The 16,160-nt window shown below is 62.9% G+C and carries 14 protein-coding genes; 10 read left to right on the forward strand and 4 right to left on the reverse strand.

All coding sequences use genetic code 11. The features are described from left to right. The first annotated feature begins 1 nt into the window (after position 1). The 7 genes from ACXYMO_RS01300 (at position 2) to ACXYMO_RS01330 (ending at position 6,321) form a co-directional block, all read left to right on the forward strand. Positions 2-1,063: a methyltetrahydrofolate cobalamin methyltransferase gene (locus ACXYMO_RS01300; protein WP_458876837.1), complete on the forward strand. Its 1,062-nt coding sequence runs from the start codon at positions 2-4 to the stop codon at positions 1,061-1,063. Between the two features lie 58 nt (positions 1,064-1,121). Beyond that, positions 1,122-2,168, forward strand: a complete 1,047-nt coding sequence (locus ACXYMO_RS01305; RefSeq protein WP_458876838.1) for a pyridoxal-phosphate dependent enzyme — start codon at positions 1,122-1,124, stop codon at positions 2,166-2,168. Beyond that, on the forward strand, positions 2,165-3,331 hold the full coding sequence (locus tag ACXYMO_RS01310; protein ID WP_458876839.1) for a M24 family metallopeptidase: 1,167 nt from the start codon (positions 2,165-2,167) through the stop codon (positions 3,329-3,331). Before ACXYMO_RS01305 ends, ACXYMO_RS01310 begins: the two co-directional genes overlap by 4 nt. Positions 3,332-3,334: 3 nt before the next feature. Then, positions 3,335-4,084, forward strand: coding sequence for a maleate cis-trans isomerase family protein (locus tag ACXYMO_RS01315; RefSeq protein WP_458876840.1), 750 nt, complete (start codon positions 3,335-3,337; stop codon positions 4,082-4,084). Positions 4,085-4,183: 99 nt separating this feature from the next. Then, entirely contained in the window at positions 4,184-4,393 is a 210-nt protein-coding gene (locus ACXYMO_RS01320) for a hypothetical protein (protein ID WP_458876841.1), read from the forward strand. Positions 4,394-4,495: 102 nt separating this feature from the next. Continuing rightward, a complete protein-coding gene (locus ACXYMO_RS01325; RefSeq protein ID WP_458876842.1) occupies positions 4,496-5,884 on the forward strand; it encodes an amidase family protein in 1,389 nt (462 codons plus the stop codon). Positions 5,885-5,922: 38 nt separating this feature from the next. Then, complete coding sequence (locus ACXYMO_RS01330) at positions 5,923-6,321, forward strand: rhodanese-like domain-containing protein (RefSeq protein WP_458876843.1); 399 nt, start codon at positions 5,923-5,925, stop codon at positions 6,319-6,321. A 24-nt stretch (positions 6,322-6,345) separates the two neighbouring features. Here the strand turns inward: ACXYMO_RS01330 and ACXYMO_RS01335 are convergent, their stop codons facing one another. Further along, on the reverse strand, positions 6,346-8,670 hold the full coding sequence (locus tag ACXYMO_RS01335; RefSeq protein ID WP_458876844.1) for a molybdopterin guanine dinucleotide-containing S/N-oxide reductase: 2,325 nt from the start codon (positions 8,668-8,670) through the stop codon (positions 6,346-6,348). Positions 8,671-8,943: 273 nt separating this feature from the next. Here ACXYMO_RS01335 and ACXYMO_RS01340 point away from each other — a divergent pair, with 273 nt between their 5' ends. After that, entirely contained in the window at positions 8,944-10,149 is a 1,206-nt protein-coding gene (locus ACXYMO_RS01340; RefSeq protein WP_458877869.1) for a CaiB/BaiF CoA transferase family protein, read from the forward strand. A 17-nt stretch (positions 10,150-10,166) separates the two neighbouring features. Here ACXYMO_RS01340 and ACXYMO_RS01345 read toward each other — a convergent pair whose 3' ends face one another. Together ACXYMO_RS01345 and ACXYMO_RS01350 are read right to left on the reverse strand one after the other, a co-directional pair. Next, on the reverse strand, positions 10,167-10,895 hold the full coding sequence (locus ACXYMO_RS01345; protein ID WP_458876845.1) for a DUF5765 domain-containing protein: 729 nt from the start codon (positions 10,893-10,895) through the stop codon (positions 10,167-10,169). A gap of 110 nt (positions 10,896-11,005) precedes the next feature. Then, positions 11,006-11,491, reverse strand: coding sequence for an Hsp20/alpha crystallin family protein (locus ACXYMO_RS01350; RefSeq protein ID WP_458876846.1), 486 nt, complete (start codon positions 11,489-11,491; stop codon positions 11,006-11,008). Between the two features lie 301 nt (positions 11,492-11,792). On the opposite strand from ACXYMO_RS01350, the gene ACXYMO_RS01355 reads away from it, so the two are divergent. Further along, the gene (locus tag ACXYMO_RS01355) at positions 11,793-14,522 is read left to right on the forward strand and encodes a cation-translocating P-type ATPase (RefSeq protein ID WP_458876847.1); all 2,730 of its coding nucleotides are present in this window, start codon (positions 11,793-11,795) and stop codon (positions 14,520-14,522) included. Continuing rightward, on the forward strand, positions 14,519-15,214 hold the full coding sequence (locus tag ACXYMO_RS01360) for a phosphoribosyltransferase (RefSeq protein ID WP_458876848.1): 696 nt from the start codon (positions 14,519-14,521) through the stop codon (positions 15,212-15,214). Before ACXYMO_RS01355 ends, ACXYMO_RS01360 begins: the two co-directional genes overlap by 4 nt. Here ACXYMO_RS01360 and ACXYMO_RS01365 read toward each other — a convergent pair. After that, complete coding sequence (locus tag ACXYMO_RS01365; RefSeq protein WP_458876849.1) at positions 15,172-16,119, reverse strand: LysR substrate-binding domain-containing protein; 948 nt, start codon at positions 16,117-16,119, stop codon at positions 15,172-15,174. The two genes, ACXYMO_RS01360 and ACXYMO_RS01365, sit on opposite strands and share 43 nt — an antisense overlap. Positions 16,120-16,160 lie beyond the last annotated feature (41 nt).

Genomic DNA, 16,160 nt, shown 5'->3' on the forward strand with positions numbered 1-16,160 from the left:
AATGACCCGCACCATCATCGAATCCAAAACCAAGACGGCGATCATCGGTTTCGATCAACCGTTCTGCGTGATTGGAGAACGGATCAACCCGACCGGACGCAAGAAACTGGCGGCCGAGCTTGAGGCCGGCGATTTTTCCACCGTGGAACAGGATGCCGTGGCGCAGGTGGCGGCTGGGGCGACCGTTTTGGACATCAATGCGGGTGTGGTTTACAATTCAAACCCCAATCCGAACGAAACCGAACCGCCGCTGATGCAGAGTATTCTCAAGCTTGTTCAGGGGCTTGTGGACGTTCCTTTGTGCATCGACAGCTCGGTTCCCGGCGCGCTGGAGGCGGGGCTCGAGGTTTGCGAAGGCCGTCCGCTGCTGAACTCGGTCACCGGCGAGGAAGAGCGGATGGAGCAAATCCTGCCGCTGGTCAAGAAATACAACGTGCCGGTCGTGGCGATTTCCAACGATGACACCGGCATTTCCGAAGACCCGGATGTGCGTTTCGAAGTGGCCAGGAAGATCGTTCAGCGGGCTGCCGACTTTGGCATCCCGGCCCATGACATCGTCGTGGACCCGCTGGTCATGCCGGTTGGCGCGATGGGAACGGCCGGGTTGCAGGTGTTCACGCTGGTGCGCCGCCTGCGCGAGGAGCTGGGCGTCAACACCACCTGTGGTGCGTCCAACATTTCGTTCGGATTGCCCAACCGCCACGGCATCAACAATGCCTTCCTGCCGATGGCCATGGGCGCGGGCATGACCAGCGCGATCATGAACCCGATCGCCCTCCCGGTGACGCAAAAGCGGATCGCCGAGAAGAAGACCGAGGTCGAAGCGGCCGGTCTGATCCTGCCCGAGGGCATGGATGACGAAACCTTTGTCACGCTGTTCGGCCTGGGGTCGACCAAACCGCGCGCCGGATCGGAAATGGAGGCCATCCGTGCCGCAAATTTTCTGACCAACAACGACCCGCATGGCGCCGAATGGATCCGCACCAACAAGCAGCCCGTCAAGGCGGGCGACGAGGGCCGGGGCCGGGCAGGGCGGACCGGGGGACGTCGCCGCCGCGCCTGAGGCCGGACATATCGAAAACAGCTTGACGGCGGACCCCGGATTGGGGTCCGCTTTTTTCATGAAAATATTGAAAAATCCCTTTCGCGGCACTGCGTCTCCCATGCCCGAACTTGCCGAGGTTCCCGCCCCCAGTGTGGATGCCCAAACCCCCTTGTCCCTGATCCGGCGCTGCCCGGTTTACAGCGAAACGCCGCTGGTCAGCGCGCCCTCGCTTGCCGCGGCCTGCGCGGTCGGCTCGGTGCAGATCAAGGACGAGCGCGCACGTATGGGTCTGGGCAGTTTCAAGGCGCTTGGCGCGGCCTATGTGATCGCCCATGACGCAGCACAGGGCGATGTCACCGGCACGACCTATGTGACCGCCAGTGCAGGAAATCACGGCATGTCGGTGGCTGCCGGCGCGGCGGCGTTCGGGGCGCGGGCGGTTGTGTATATCGCCGAAACCGTGCCCGAGGCCTTTGCCGAAAGGTTGCGCGCACAGGGGGCGCAGGTCGTGCGCGAAGGCGCCATTTATGAGGATAGCATGGCCGCCGCCGCGGCGGCCGCCGAGGCGAACGGCTGGGCCCTGTTGTCGGACAGTTCCTGGCCCGGCTATTTCGACCGACCCTGGCGCGTGATGGAGGGGTATCTGGTCCTCATGGCCGAGGCGGTTTCGCAAATGGACACGCCGCCCACGCATATCTTTGTTCAGGCCGGTGTGGGTGGGCTGGCCGGCGCTGTGGCCGCGATGGCGCGGCAGGCCTGGGGCGATGGGCCGGTGATCGTTGTGGTCGAACCCGAGGCCGCACCGGCGCTGGCTGCGTCGCTCAAGGCGGGCAAACCGGTTGTCGCGCAGGGGCCGGTGTCCTGCATGGGGCGGCTCGATTGCAAGGAACCCTCGCTGATCGCGCTGAAAGGGCTGGCGCACGACGCGGATGTCTTTGCCACGATCAGCGAAGCCGAAGGTCAGCACGGCGCAAGTGTCGCGCAGGAGCACGGGTTCGGGTCAACCCCGTCGGGGGCCGCCGGGCTGGCTGGCTTGTTGGCCTTTGACGCGCATCGTGACGCATTGGGCCCGACGTCCCAGTCGCGCGCTCTGGTGATCCTCAGCGAAGGGCCCGAGACATGACCGCTGCGCCGCGCGGCTTTGACCGGTCGGAATTTGAGGGCCGGGTCGCGCGGGCTCAAGCGCTGATGGCGCGGTCGGACCTGGCGGCCCTGTTGCTGACCAGCGAACCGGATGTACGCTATTTCAGCGGGTTTCTCACCCGGTTCTGGGAAAGCCCGACGCGCCCCTGGTTTCTGATCCTACCGGCCACTGGGGCGCCGGTGGCTGTCATTCCGTCGATCGGTCAGGCGCTGATGGCGCGCACCTGGATCAGCGACATCCGGACCTGGCGTGCGCCCGATGTGAGCGATGATGGCGTCAGCCTGTTGGCCGACACGCTGAGCGAACTGGCCGGGCCGGGCGGGCGCGTCGGCCTGCCCATGGGGCTGGAAACCCACCTGCGGATGCCGCTGGCCGACTGGGCCCGCGTTCAGACCCTGGCCAGCGATCTCCATTTTGTTGACGACGCCGATATCCTGCGCCGTTTGCGCATGGTGAAATCCGAGGCCGAGATCGCCAAAATCCGCGCGATTTGTGGCGTGGCCGACCGCGCCTTTGCGCGCGTCGCCGAAATCGCCCGCGCCGGTGTGCCGCTGGATCAGGTGTTTCGCCGCTTTCAGATGCTAGGACTGGAAGAGGGGGCCGATTGGGTGCCCTATCTGGCCGGTGCGGCGGATGTCGGCGGCTATGCCGATGTGATTTCTCCTGCCGACAACACACCGCTGATGCCCGGCGATGTGCTGATGCTGGATACAGGCATGGTGCGCGACGGATATTTCTGTGACTTCGATCGGAATTTCGCGGTCGGGACGCCCTCGGGCCCGGTGACTGCCGCCCATTCCCGTCTGATCGATGCCGTGGATGTCGCAGCCGATCTTGCCCGGCCAGATGCCACGGCGGCCGATCTGTTTCACGCGATGGACAATATTGTGACCGGGGGGGCAGGCGGGGCCGATGCCGGGCGTTTGGGCCACGGTTTGGGCATGCAGCTGACCGAGGGTCTGTCGCTGATCCCGGACGATCACACGGTCTTGGAACCGGGCATGGTTCTGACGCTGGAACCGGGGATCGAGGTGTCGGCGGGGCGCATTCTGGTGCATGAGGAAAACATCGTGATCCGGGAGGACGGGCCGGACTTCCTGTCGACGCGGGCAGGGCGCGACCTGCCGGTTCTGGAGGTCTGAGCCATGTCCCCGCTACGCTATGAGTTGGAAGCCGAGGAACCGCCCCGTCTGGGGTTGATCGTGTTGCAATCGGACGAACGGATCGAGCGTGATTTTCGCCAGTTGATCCCGGACAGCGCGGCGGTGTTTGTTTCGCGCGTGCCCAGCGGGGCCGAGGTGACGTCCGAGACACTGGCCGCGATGGAGGCGCATCTGCCGGCCTCTGCGGCCCTTTTGCCCGCGGGCGCCGCGTTTGATGCGATCGGTTATGGCTGCACCTCAGGGACCGCGCAGATTGGCGCCGCGCGCGTAGGGGACCTTGTCGCCAGCGCGGCGCAAACACGCACGGTCACCGATCCGCTCAGCGCGCTGGTCGCGGCCTGTGGCGCGCTGGGGATCACGCGGCTGGGGTTCTTGTCGCCCTATGTTGAAACCGTGTCGTCGCGGTTGCGCGGCGCATTGGTTGAGCGGGGCGTCGAAACCCCGGTGTTTGGCAGTTTCGATGAAGAAAACGAAGCGCGCGTGGCGCGGATCACGCCGCAGTCGCTGGCGGCCGCGGCGCGGCAAATGGCGCAGGCAGGGGGCATCGAGGGCCTGTTCCTGTCCTGCACCAACCTCAACACGCTCGACATCATTGCGCCCCTTTCCGATGCGCTGAACATGCCGGTTCTGTCCAGCAATCAGGTTTTGGCCTGGCATATGGGCCAGCTTTCGGGGGTAACGTTTCGCGATCATCCGGCGCTGCGCGGCTTGCCCGGTGGCGGGCAAGGCTGATACACTCATACGCGGGATGTAAGGAGTAGGACCGCTGCACATGGCAGAGGTCCTTTAAAAAGGCGCGGGCGAGGGCCCGCTGAAAAGGAAGGAAAAGGCATGACGCAGAACGCCAACGAACTGGCCGAGGTCATCAAGGAAATTGAAGAGGTCGACACCTGCATCGTCGATCTTGAGGCGGATGCCCGGCGCGACCCCAAGACGAACGCAGCCCGGCACAATAAATTCGCGGTCAAGGCGCTGCGCCGGTACCGTGTGCGGCTGGTGGATGAACGCGACCGGCTGCTGGAGGCGCTGACCGCCGACTAGGCGGCGCCTTATCCCTGAAATCCAAACCGGTTTCCGACAAAGCCATTGATCGGACCGATGTTTTTCTGTCACCCTTGTCCGGAAACGGATGGGGGATGAACGATGCACGACCTTTGGCGGATGAGCGCGACCGAAATGGCCGATCTGGTGCGCACGCGCCAGGTTTCGGCGGTCGAAATGACAAAGGCGCATCTGGACAGGCTGGGCGCGGTGAACCCGGCGATTAACGCCGTGGTGCAGGAATTCCCGGAGGAGGCACTGGCGGCGGCCGAAGCCGTCGATGCGGCTTTGGGGCGTGGCGAGGATCCCGGCGCGTTGTGCGGTGTGCCGGTGACCGTCAAGGTCAATGTCGATCAGGCGGGGCATGCCACGACCAACGGTCTGAAACTGCAAAAGGACCTGATCGCCGAACAGGACAGCCCGGTGGTTTCAAACATCAGAAAAACCGGCGGCGTGATCGTCGGGCGTACGAATACGCCTGCCTTTTCCATGCGCTGGTTTACCAAGAACGATCTGCATGGCACCACGCTGAACCCGCGCAACGCCGATCTGACGCCGGGTGGGTCTTCGGGCGGTGCGGCGGCGGCGGTGGCCGCGGGGATGTGTGCGGTGGGCCATGGCACCGATATTGCAGGCTCAATCCGCTATCCGGCCTATGCCTGTGGTCTGCACGGGCTGCGCCCGACGTTGGGTCGGATTCCGGCGTGGAACGCTACGGCCCCTGACAGGTATATCGGCGGACAGTTGATGGCCGTATCCGGCCCGATATGCCGCACGATCAAGGACATACGGCTGTCTTTTCATGCGATGTCGGCCGGCGATCCGCGTGATCCGTGGTGGATGCCCGTCCCGCTGGAGCCAGCGGAGCTGCCTCGGCGCGCGGCACTGTGCGTGGCACCCGACGGGATGCCCGTTCACAAGGCCGTTGCGGCCGCGCTGCGCGATGCGGCCAGCGCCCTGGCCAAGGCCGGATGGGAGGTCGAAGAGGTCGATTGTCCGCCCATACGTCCGGCCGCCGAGGTGAACGCGCAGCTTTGGATGTCCGAGGCGCGCCATATGGCCGATGCCATCGCGCGCGAGGATGAAGCCGACGCAAATTTCGTGTTCCGGGAAATGACGGCAGCCTCGCCGGAAATGGACATGTCCGCCTTGATGACCGCGCTGCAATCTCGGGTGACCCAATTGCGCGATTGGCAGTTGTTCCTGCAAAGGTATCCGGTGCTGATCTGTCCGGTGTCGGGCATGTTGCCGTTTGCCCAGCAACAGGATGTCAGTTCGCCCGAAGCTTTTGCCGAGATCATGGAGGCCCAGTTGACGCAGCGTGCCTTGCCGACTCTGGGCCTGCCCGCGCTGAGTGTGGCCACGGGGCAGTTTGAAAATGCCCCGCTAGGGGTGCAATTGATTGCCGATCGCTATCGCGAGGATATGCTGTTGGCAGCGGGCAGCGATATCGAAGCCGCCTGTGGCACGCCGTCGGTCGTGACGCCATAACAAATTGATGTAAGAAACAGTAATCAAAGGATATTCAGATGGGTCAGAAAATCACGCAAGGTATCAAATCGATGGTCGCCGAGGCCAACGCGCAGATCCGCACCATTCCCGTCGACGAGGCGGTCAAGCTGTTGGACCGGGACGATCACGTGTTCATCGACCTGCGCGATGTGCGCGAATTGCATCGGGACGGTAAAATCCCTGGTGCGTTCTCCTGCCCGCGCGGGATGCTGGAATTCTGGATCGATCCCGACAGCCCCTATCACAAAGAGGTTTTCAATCAGGACAAGACCTATGTGTTCTATTGCGCCAGCGCGTGGCGGTCGGCGCTCAGCACCAAGGTGGCGCAGGAAATGGGCCTGTCTCCGGTGGCCCATATCGAAGGTGGATTTTCGGCATGGAAGAAAGCGGGCGCGCCGGTCGAGGAGTTGGATTAACCTCTTTTCGTAAGGCGCAGGTTTCTATTGTGAATTCGTGATAATACTCGGGGGATCGAAAGGTGTGGGTGAAAGCCTGTCGGCCCCGTCCCATTTTTCGACCTCGATCAGGCAGGAATGTGCGGTCGGTCCCTGGGCAAGACTCGAAGTGCCACAATCGCGGGTCAGCACATTGGGGTTGCCGTGTTTGCACCCCGGGTTTCCGGCGTCATCCAGCGCGGGATCGAACCAGGCGCCGGTGCTGATCTGAACCACGCCGGGGCGCAGGTCGGGGTCCAGCACTGCGCTGGCCAGACACCAGCCGCGATCATTGAACAGGCGCACGGCATCGCCATCCCCGATCCCACGTGTCGTGGCATCCCCCGGGTTCAGGGCAACCGGCGCGCGCCCGTTGATCTTGCCCGCCCGGCAATGGCTGCCGTGATCGAGCTGACTGTGCAGCTTGTCCTTGGGTTGGTTCGAAATCATGTGCAGCGGATAGGGGCACTGCGCGCGTCCCAGCCTCTCGAGCGGTTCGATCCAAGTGGGGTGTGGCGGGCAATCCTCGTACCCGAAGTCGCGGATCGTTTCCGAGAAGATCTCGATCCGCCCGCTTGGGGTGCGCAAGGGATTGGCCTTGGGATCGGCGCGGAACGCCGACAGCATGATTGCCGGTTTTTCGGGGGCGGGAATCCTGTGCCAGCCCTTTTCGCGCAGATCGTCCAACCCGGGCAGTTCGGTGCCCGAGCGCGCCGCCTGTTGCCGGGTCAGATCATAAATCCAGCGCAGCCAGTCCTGTGGGCTGCGCCCTTCGGTAAAGGCCTCTTCGACCCCCATCTTGCGGGCAATGCCGCAAAATATGTCGTGATCGTTGCGAGCCTCGCCGACTGGCGCAATCGCCTGATCCATCCGCACGATATAGGGGTCACGCGGGGTCAGCGCGATATCGCTGCGTTCCAGCGTTGTGGTGCAGGGCAAAACGATATCGGCATGGCGCGCCAGCGCGTTCCAGCACCATTCGTGGGCAATAACCGTGTCGGGCTTTGCCCATGCGCGGCGCAGGCGGTTCAGATCCTGATGATGGTGAAACGGATTTCCGCCGGCCCAATAGATCAGTTTGGTGTCGGGGTAGGTATAGGTTTTCCCGTCATATTCGAACTGGTCGCCGGGGCGTTCCAGCATGTCGGCAATCCGGGCGACCGGGATGAAATCGGCCACCGGGTTCTGCCCCTGCGGAAGCGAGACAAAGGGCAGGGGCGGAATGTCATGCCCCACCGAATTGACCGCGGAATAGCCGAACCCGATGCCGCCGCCGGGCAGGCCGATCTGCCCCAGCATCGCGGCCAGCGTGATTCCGGCCCAATAGGTCTGTTCGCCATGGTCTTGCCGGGTCAGCGACCAACTGAGCGAGATCATCGTGCGGGATGCGGCCATCCGCCGGGCCAGCGCGCGTATCCGGTCGGCATCGACCTCGCAAATGTCGGCGGCCCAGTCGGCGGTCTTGGTCACGCCATCCGTGGCGCCGGTCAGATAGTCGGCAAATCGGGCAAACCCGGTGCAGTAGCGGTCCAGAAATGCGGTGTCATGGAGGTTTTCGCTCAGCAGGCTGTGGGCCAGCCCCATCATCAGCGCCGTGTCGGTCGACGGGCGCAGCGCCAGCCAGTCATCATCGCTGGCGCCCATGACATCGGATTTCAGAGGCGAGATATTGACAAAGGACACCCCTGCCGCGCGGGCCTGTTCCATCGCTTCACGCTGGCGGTGACGGCCCAGCCCGCCCTGCGCGATCTGGCCGTTTTTCAGAGGCACCCCGCCAAAGGCGACAAACAGGTCCGTGTCGGCGATCACCGAGCGCCAGCTTGTCGCGCCATAGACCAGATTGCGGAAATCCCCCAACACGTGGGGCACGATCACCTCGCCTGCGGCAAAGCTGTAGGTGTTGAGCGATTTCGTGAACCCGCCGATGCAGTTGAGAAAGCGTTTCATCTGGCTTTGGGCGTGATGAAACCGCCCCGCACTGGCCCAGCCATAGGACCCGGCGTAAATCGCGCTGTTCCCGTGGGCGGCGCGCACGCGGTTCAACTCGTCCGCGACCAGTTGTTCGGCCCTGTCCCAGCTCACCTGAACAAAGCTGTCCTTGCCGCGCAGGTGCCCATGCGCGCCCGGACCGTTGTCGAGCCAGCTTTTGCGGATCATCGGCGCGGTGATCCGGGTTGGCCCGTCCAGAACATCGACAATGCCACTGCCGATCGGGGAGGGGTGGATATCCTCCTTGAACGGGTGCAGGGCGGTGACACGTCCGTCGCGGGTTTCCACGCGAAAAGTGCCCCAATGGGATGAGGTCAGCGTTTCGTTTTGCGTGTCGGTCATGTGTTCCCCCGGTTTGCAATGAGACTAGGGGCATTTCGGGGTGCGCTGCAATGGAAACAGGGCGCGGGGTGGGTGGTGCGCTTGGGGGCGCTGCCCCCGTCCCCGGGGTCCCGGGGACTCCCCCGGAGTTTATCTTGCAAGATGAAGAGAGGGACAGGGCCGGGTGGGGCGGTCCTGTTTGATACACGATCTGGTGAGGGGCGCATTCATCGCATGACCCGGATCGGGAGGCACCGTAAGACACGGCGCAGGTCAATGAGATATGGGAATGAAATGATGGGCGACGCTGTTTCCGGTCCCTTGGCAGGGGTGCGGGTTCTGGATCTCAGCCGCATATTGGCCGGGCCCACCTGTACCCAGCTTTTGGGCGACTACGGCGCCGATATCATCAAGGTCGAACGCCCGGGCCTGGGCGACGATACCCGTGCCTGGGGGCCGCCTTACGTGACTGGTGCAGATGGCCAGCCAACCGCCGAAAGCGCCTATTACCTGTCGGCCAACCGCAACAAGCGTTCCGTCGCGCTGGACATTGCCACCCCGGAGGGGGCCGAAATTGTGCGGCGTCTGGCCGCCAAATGCGATGTCGTGATCGAGAATTTCAAGGTTGGCGGGCTTACGAAATATGGCTTGGATCATGACAGCCTGCTCGGGGAGACACCGGGGTTGGTCTATTGTTCGATCACCGGGTTTGGCCAGACCGGCCCGAATGCGCACAAACCGGGATATGATATTCTGGCGCAGGGCTATGGCGGTATCATGAGCCTGACGGGCGAGCCGGACGGGGAACCGATGAAGGTGGGTGTCGGCGTGGCCGATGTCATGTGTGGGATGTATGCGGCAACCGCCATTCTGGCCGCCTTGCGCCACCGCGACGCCACCGGGCAGGGCCAGCATATCGACCTGTCGCTGGTGGACAGCCAGATTGCCTGGCTGGTGAATGCGGGCACCAATCACCTGACCTCGGGGCGCGAACAGCCGCGCCTTGGCAATCAGCATCCCAACATCGTGCCTTATCAGGTTTTTGCCGCACGCGACGGACACTTGATCGTTGCGGCGGGCAATGACACGCAATATGCCCGGCTATGCGACCTGCTCGGGCGGCCCGACCTGGCACAGGATGCCCGGTTCAAACGCAACATTGACCGGATCGCGAACCGCGATGTCCTGATTGCCCTGCTGTCCGGGGAAATCGCCACTTGGGGGAAACATGATCTTTTCGCGGCGATGGAAGCCGCAGGCGTGCCCGGTGGTCCGATCCATACATTGGGCGAGGTTTTCGCCAGCGACCAGGTCGCCGCGCGGGACATGAAGATTTCAATGCCCGATGACCATGCCGCGTCCGGGCAGGTCGATCTGATCGGGAACCCGGTGAAATTCAGCAAAACACCGGTCAGCTACCGTCGGGCCCCACCGCAGTGCGGCCAGCACACAAACGAGGTGCTGCGCGAGATACTGGGCGAGGACGCGGAGGATCTTTGAAGGTCCGGGAAACCCGGTCAGGCAGCCGCGGGGCGCGCAGGAAAATGCGCGCCCATCACCTGATGCCGGATGAACGGGCTGAGCGTGATCAACAGGATGCCAATGGAGAACAGGCACCAGATCGCGGGCATTTCGAACGGGTCCGACGTCAGGAACGAGGCCAGAACAGGCCCGACCGCCAGGTGAAACAGGACGAACCGCCAGACGCCATAAAACAGCGGCATGACGAACACCGCCAGAATATATGAGGGGAACTGAATGCTGGTGCCCAGTGCATTGCTGAGCGGGTTGAACATCCCGTTCAATGGCACCTGCCAGCCGATGTGCCATTCGCCGGAAACCAGGCAGAAGGCAGGGGCGCACATGATCTCACCCGGTTGGCAGGTTCCGAACGCGTTCACCGGCGCCAGTTGCAGCAACATGATCGCCGAATTCAGCGCCGCAAGGCCATAGACGACCTGGCGCATCCGGGCGCTGAGCGCCGTCGGGGCAATGGCCATGGCAAAGGCGTTGATGAACAGCGGCTGAAACACGATATGAAGATAGGACAGCACCGTGACCGCCCTGTTGGACGGTGTGCCGCAACTGTCGACAACCGCATATCCGACGGACTGCAAGCCCTCCATCAGGGTGAAATAGGCCAGGGTGATCCAGATGGCGCGCGGCTCTCCGCGGGTCATGGCCACAACGGTCACCGCGCCGCCCGCCGCGACCATCGTTACCGAGGCTGCTGCGCTCCAGCACATCAGGCTATGCCGCCAACGTTTGGCCTTGTAGCATCCGGGGTCGCCTGGGGGCTGTACATGTGGTCCCTTTCAAGGGGGGCTGCCGGGACCTGGACCCCGGCATCACCATATCAGTCTGTTTTTTCGATTTCGATCTTGCGGCTTTGGGTCACGGCCTCTTTCGGTTTTGGCACCGTAACCGTCAGAACGCCGTTTTTGGTGCCAGCCTTGACCGAGTCCGGTTCGATATCAAACGGCAAAGTCATCGCGCGAAAGAAAGACCCGGAACTGCGTTCGATCCGGTGAAATTCGCGCCCTTCCTCTTCGCCTTTTTCTTCTTTTTCAGATTTCTTTTCGCCTTTGATGGTCAGGCGATTCCCGGCAACCGAGACATCCACGTCTTCCATCTCGATACCCGGCAATTCGGCCGTTACACAGATTTCAGTGTCGGTTTCGCTCACGTTCGAGCGCACAGGGAAACCCTTGCCCATTGTCATCGGTCCGGCCTTGAAATCATCAAAGAGCGAGTCGATCTGGGCACGCAAATTGCCAAACGGATTGTTGTCGTCATCCTTGTCGTCCAACCATGCAGATGGCAGCCAATTCCGATACGTCATGTCTTCCTCCTGAATGTAGAAAATGAGACCCTTAACTTATCAGCAATTCTTGGGTCGGCATTGACTGAGATCAATGGGATTGACCGGTGGGGTCGGCGCATTTCGTCCCGCTTTGACATGGCCGGATATCGGGCATAGGCCCGCTGATTGGCAACACCTTGATCTCACTCAATGCACCGGGTGTTCCGGGATGGCAGGTTTCAATCAGGATAGTCAGGAGAAGCGGAATGATCCGCCAGCACACCAGCCTTGCCAATGGGCCGGAAAAGGTCGCGCCCGCCGGTCCGGCGCGGGGGTGGCCATGCTGACGCGTCCTGCCCGGAGAAAACCGGATGACAGCGCCATGGCGGCCAAACGGTCGGCGTTGCATGCGCAATCGCCCCTGGACAGCGCTGCGATCCTGTCGGTTGATCCCGTGACCGGCCTGTCGGCGTCCGAGGCTGCGCGCCGGAAAAGGATCTACGGTGCGAACCGGCTGGAGCGTCAGAAACGGCGCAGTCTGTTCTCTCTTCTGGGCGATCAAGTCCGCAGCGTTATCGTCTGGCTGCTGGCCGCTGCGGCGGGATTGTCTGCCTTTGTCGGCGACCTCCCCGAGGCGATTGCCATCCTGTGTGTATTGCTCATCAACACGGCGCTTGGGTTTTTCACCAGCTGGAACGCGGTCCGCTCGATGGAGGCGCTTTTTGAGCTGACCGCGATCACGGCGCGGGTACGGCGGGACGGGCGGTCGTTCATGGTTCCGGTGCAGGACCTGATACCGGGGGATATCGTGGTGCTTGAGGCGGGCGATGTGGTGCCAGCCGATCTGCGCCTGATCGAGGCGGACAGCCTGCAATGCGACGATTCGGCCCTGACGGGTGAATCGGCACCGGTGGACAAAACCATCGATGCCCTAGCTGGTGACGCGCCGCTTGCCGACCGTACGAACATGGGCTTCAAGGGTACGGCCGTCACGCGCGGTCAGGGGCTGGGTCTGGTGGCGATGACCGGGGCCGATACCGAACTGGGCCGCATCAGCACCCTTGTTCAGACCGCTGCGCCCAAATCCTATCCGCTGGAAAAGCGGCTCGATCGGCTGGGCCAGACCCTGGTTCTGATTACCATCGCCCTGTCGGCGCTGATCGCGGTGGCCGGGTATCTGCGTGGTCTGGCTTTGGTCGACATGATGGAAACCGCCATTGCGCTGGCCGTGGCCGCGGTGCCCGAAGGGCTGCCAGTGGTGGCGACCCTGGCCCTGGCGCGCGGGTTGTTGCGCATGGCGCGGCGCAACACGCTGATCGAAAACCTGTCCGCCGTTGAGACACTCGGGGCCACGACCCTTGTTCTGACCGACAAGACCGGCACTCTGACGGAAAACCGGATGACGGTCACCCACATTCTGCTGGAGGATCGCGCGGTGGATGCCACCCGGATCGGCGAAGATGACGTCGGGGATGATCCAGCTCTGCGGCGCGCGCTGGAAATCGGGGTGCTGTGCAATTCGGCCGAACAATCCGGGCGGGCGACGGATGGCGCAGGTGTGGGCGATCCCATGGAGCTTGCCCTTCTTGAGGTAGGGGCCACTGTCGGGCTGACGCAGTCCGCTCTCAGCCAAGGCCAGGACGAGATTGCGAAATTTCCCTTCGATCCTGATCTCAAGATGATGGCGACGATGCACCGGGATGGCAGCGGCGTTTTGGTGGCGGTCAAAGGATCGCCCGAAAGCGTGCTGGACCACGCCTCGCAGGCGCTGACAGACAAGGGGGTGCACCCTGTCACGCCCAGTGCGCGCAAAGACTGGGTGGCGCGGATCGATGCCTCGGCCAGTCAGGGCTATCGCCTGATCGGGGTTGCATTCAAACGCGTCGAAGGGGCCGAAGAGCCGCCGTTTGACGGGCTGACACTGGTCGGGTTTGTTGCCCTGCTTGACCCGCTGCGCGCGGATGTGCCCGCTGCCATTGCCGAATGCCACACGGCGGGAGTGCGGGTTGTAATGATGACCGGGGATCATGTGGCGACGGCCAGCGAAATCGCGGCACAAGCCGGGCTGGGGGATGATGGCGAGGTTGTCGCCCTGTCGGAAACCGATCTGCGTGATCTGGCCAGTGCACACCCCGCAGATGCCGGGCGCGATCTTGTGGCCAGGGCCGATGTGTTTGCCCGCGTGTCACCGGAAACCAAGCTGCGGCTGGTGCGCCATTACCAGGACGCCGGTCACATCGTGGCCATGACGGGGGATGGGGTGAACGATGCGCCCGCCCTGAAACAGGCCGACATCGGCGTTGCCATGGGGCTGCGCGGCACCCAGGTGGCGCGCGATGCGGCGGATGTCATCCTCAAGGACGATGCGTTTTCCTCGATCATCGCGGCCATGCGGCAGGGGCGAATCATATTTGGCAATATCCGCCGCTTCGTGATTTACCTGATGTCCTGCAATTTCAGCGAGATTCTGGTGGTTGGGCTGGCCATTTCCGCAGGTCTTCCGGCGCCGCTGATCCCGCTTCAAATCCTGTTTCTGAATATCGTCACGGACATCTTTCCGGCCTTTGCCCTTGGGTTGAACGAAGGCGACAAAAGCGTGATGAAACGCCCCCCGCGCGACCCTGCCGAGCGGATCGTGGGGGCGGCGCAATGGGTCGACATCGTGGTATTCGGTGTGTTGATCACCGCCGCAACCCTTGGGGCGTTCCAGATCGCGTTGCACCGCTTTGACCTGCCTGCTGTCGATGCGGCGGCGGTGGCGTTTCTGACGCTGGCGCTGGGGCAGCTGTGGCATGTGTTCAACATGCGCACGCGTGACGAGGGGCCTTTGGTCAACAGCGTGACGCGCAACCCGTTCGTTTACGCAGCCTTGGTGTTTTGCCTCGGGCTTCTGGCTCTGGCATTCTATGTCCCTGCCGCCGCCCAGGTGCTGCAGCTTGGTCATATGAACCAGTCGCAACTGGCGTTGGCCATGGGCGCCAGCCTGGTGCCGCTGGTTCTGGGGCAAATCTGGTTGGTGGCGAGCCGGGGCATGGGCGCCATCGGAACAGGAAAGGGGAGGGTGGCATGATATTTGAAAACCGGGCCGACGCGGGGCGAAAACTGGCCGACCGGCTGGAACAAATGGCACTGGATAATCCCGTCGTCTATGCGCTGCCGCGCGGCGGGGTGCCGGTGGCCTTTGAGGTGGCAGAGCATTTGCACGCCGAAATGGATGTGGTTCTTGTGCGCAAGATCGGGGCGCCGGGCAATCGCGAACTGGCCCTGGCCGCCATTGTCGAAGGGGACCCGCCCGAAATGGTGCTGAACCGGGACGTCATGCGCATGACCGGGGCCGACGACGCCTATCTCGCCGCGGCGCGCAGCGAGCAGTTGGACGAACTGGAGCGGCGGCGTGGTCTTTATACCGGGGCGCATCCGCGTATCTCGCCCACCGGGCGCACGGCGATTGTCGTTGACGACGGGCTGGCCACGGGGGCGACGATGAAGGCCGCGCTGAAGGCGCTGAAACGTCAGGGCGCGGCCCGTATCATCGTTGCGCTTCCGGTTGCGCCGCTTTCGGCATTGCCTGAAATCGAGGCCCTCGCCGATGATGTGCTCTGCCTTGATCCGGCGCCGCAATTCTGGGGCGTGGGCGCCTTTTACCGCGATTTCCACCAGCTGAGTGATGAGGAAACCGTCGCCTTTCTTGAAAAGGCCCGCCAGCGTTCAGAAGGTGATCAGGACAGTTCCGGAGCCGCAGAGGATGCTGGCGACAGTTGACCGTATTTTGCGCGCAGGGCCATGGCCGAGTCGCGCACGATCTCGGAAATCTGCAAAAGCTGTTTGGCCAGCGGGCTGGTCTTGCGCCAGATCATGCCGATCGACCGGGACGGTTGCGGCCCGTCAAACCGCGCCAGAGACACCGAAGCCGAGCGTGTCTCGACCGGCACGGCCATTTCCGGGATCAGCGTCACGCCGATCCCCGCGCTGACCATCTGAACCAGCGTCGACAGCGAGCTGGCATCCAGAAGTTCCCGTGGCAGAGCCGAGTGGATGTTGCAGAACGAAAGTGCCTGATCGCGAAAACAATGCCCTTCCTCCAGCAACAACAGGCGCATCTCACGCAAACTGTCCGCAGTGGGCACTGGTTTGTCCGCATCCTCGTCGGGACGGACCAGAACGAAATCTTCGGAAAACAGGGCCACTTCGGTGAATGCGGGTTCTGAAACGGGCAGGGCGACGATGGCCGTGTCCAGCCGCCCTTCGGCCAGTTCCTTGATCAGTTTTGGTGTCACCGTTTCGCGCACGCGGATATCAAGGCCTGCGTGCATCCGGTTCAGATTGCCGATGATCGTGGGCAGCAGATAGGGCGCAATGGTCGGGATGACACCAATGCGCAAACGGCCTGCCATCTGATCCCGCGAGGTGCGCGCCAGGTCCTCCAACTCATCGACCGAGCGCAGGATTTCCCGCACGCGGACGGCGAATTCCTCTCCGAACCCGGTCAGCCGGACCTGTCGGGCGGCCCGTTCGAACAGGACCATGCCCAGCGATTGCTCAAGTTCCTTGATCTGGATGGAAAGGGCAGGCTGGGAAATCGAGCAGACGTCGGCCGCGCGACCGAAATGGCCGTGATGGGCCAGCGCTTCGAAATAGCGAAGTTGTCGGAGAGTGACGTTTTTCATAAATTAAAGTTATTGCAACGATCAGGAAATGCAACTTAAAC

The sequence above is a fragment of the Arenibacterium sp. CAU 1754 genome, assembly GCF_054482635.1.

Bases quoted from the DNA above. Each gene is read 5' to 3' on its own strand.
- ACXYMO_RS01330 (WP_458876843.1), top strand. From the start codon at position 5,923: ATGGGTCAGAAAATCACGCAAGGTATCAAATCGATGGTCGCCGAGGCC.
- ACXYMO_RS01310 (WP_458876839.1), top strand. From the start codon at position 2,165: ATGACCGCTGCGCCGCGCGGCTTTGACCGGTCGGAATTTGAGGGCCGG.
- ACXYMO_RS01340 (WP_458877869.1), top strand. From the start codon at position 8,944: ATGATGGGCGACGCTGTTTCCGGTCCCTTGGCAGGGGTGCGGGTTCTG.
- ACXYMO_RS01345 (WP_458876845.1), bottom strand. From the start codon at position 10,895: ATGTGCTGGAGCGCAGCAGCCTCGGTAACGATGGTCGCGGCGGGCGGC.
- ACXYMO_RS01325 (WP_458876842.1), top strand. From the start codon at position 4,496: ATGCACGACCTTTGGCGGATGAGCGCGACCGAAATGGCCGATCTGGTG.
- ACXYMO_RS01300 (WP_458876837.1), top strand. From the start codon at position 2: ATGACCCGCACCATCATCGAATCCAAAACCAAGACGGCGATCATCGGT.
- ACXYMO_RS01355 (WP_458876847.1), top strand. From the start codon at position 11,793: ATGCTGACGCGTCCTGCCCGGAGAAAACCGGATGACAGCGCCATGGCG.
- ACXYMO_RS01350 (WP_458876846.1), bottom strand. From the start codon at position 11,491: ATGACGTATCGGAATTGGCTGCCATCTGCATGGTTGGACGACAAGGAT.
- ACXYMO_RS01365 (WP_458876849.1), bottom strand. From the start codon at position 16,119: ATGAAAAACGTCACTCTCCGACAACTTCGCTATTTCGAAGCGCTGGCC.
- ACXYMO_RS01320 (WP_458876841.1), top strand. From the start codon at position 4,184: ATGACGCAGAACGCCAACGAACTGGCCGAGGTCATCAAGGAAATTGAA.
- ACXYMO_RS01315 (WP_458876840.1), top strand. From the start codon at position 3,335: ATGTCCCCGCTACGCTATGAGTTGGAAGCCGAGGAACCGCCCCGTCTG.
- ACXYMO_RS01305 (WP_458876838.1), top strand. From the start codon at position 1,122: ATGAAAATATTGAAAAATCCCTTTCGCGGCACTGCGTCTCCCATGCCC.
- ACXYMO_RS01360 (WP_458876848.1), top strand. From the start codon at position 14,519: ATGATATTTGAAAACCGGGCCGACGCGGGGCGAAAACTGGCCGACCGG.
- ACXYMO_RS01335 (WP_458876844.1), bottom strand. From the start codon at position 8,670: ATGACCGACACGCAAAACGAAACGCTGACCTCATCCCATTGGGGCACT.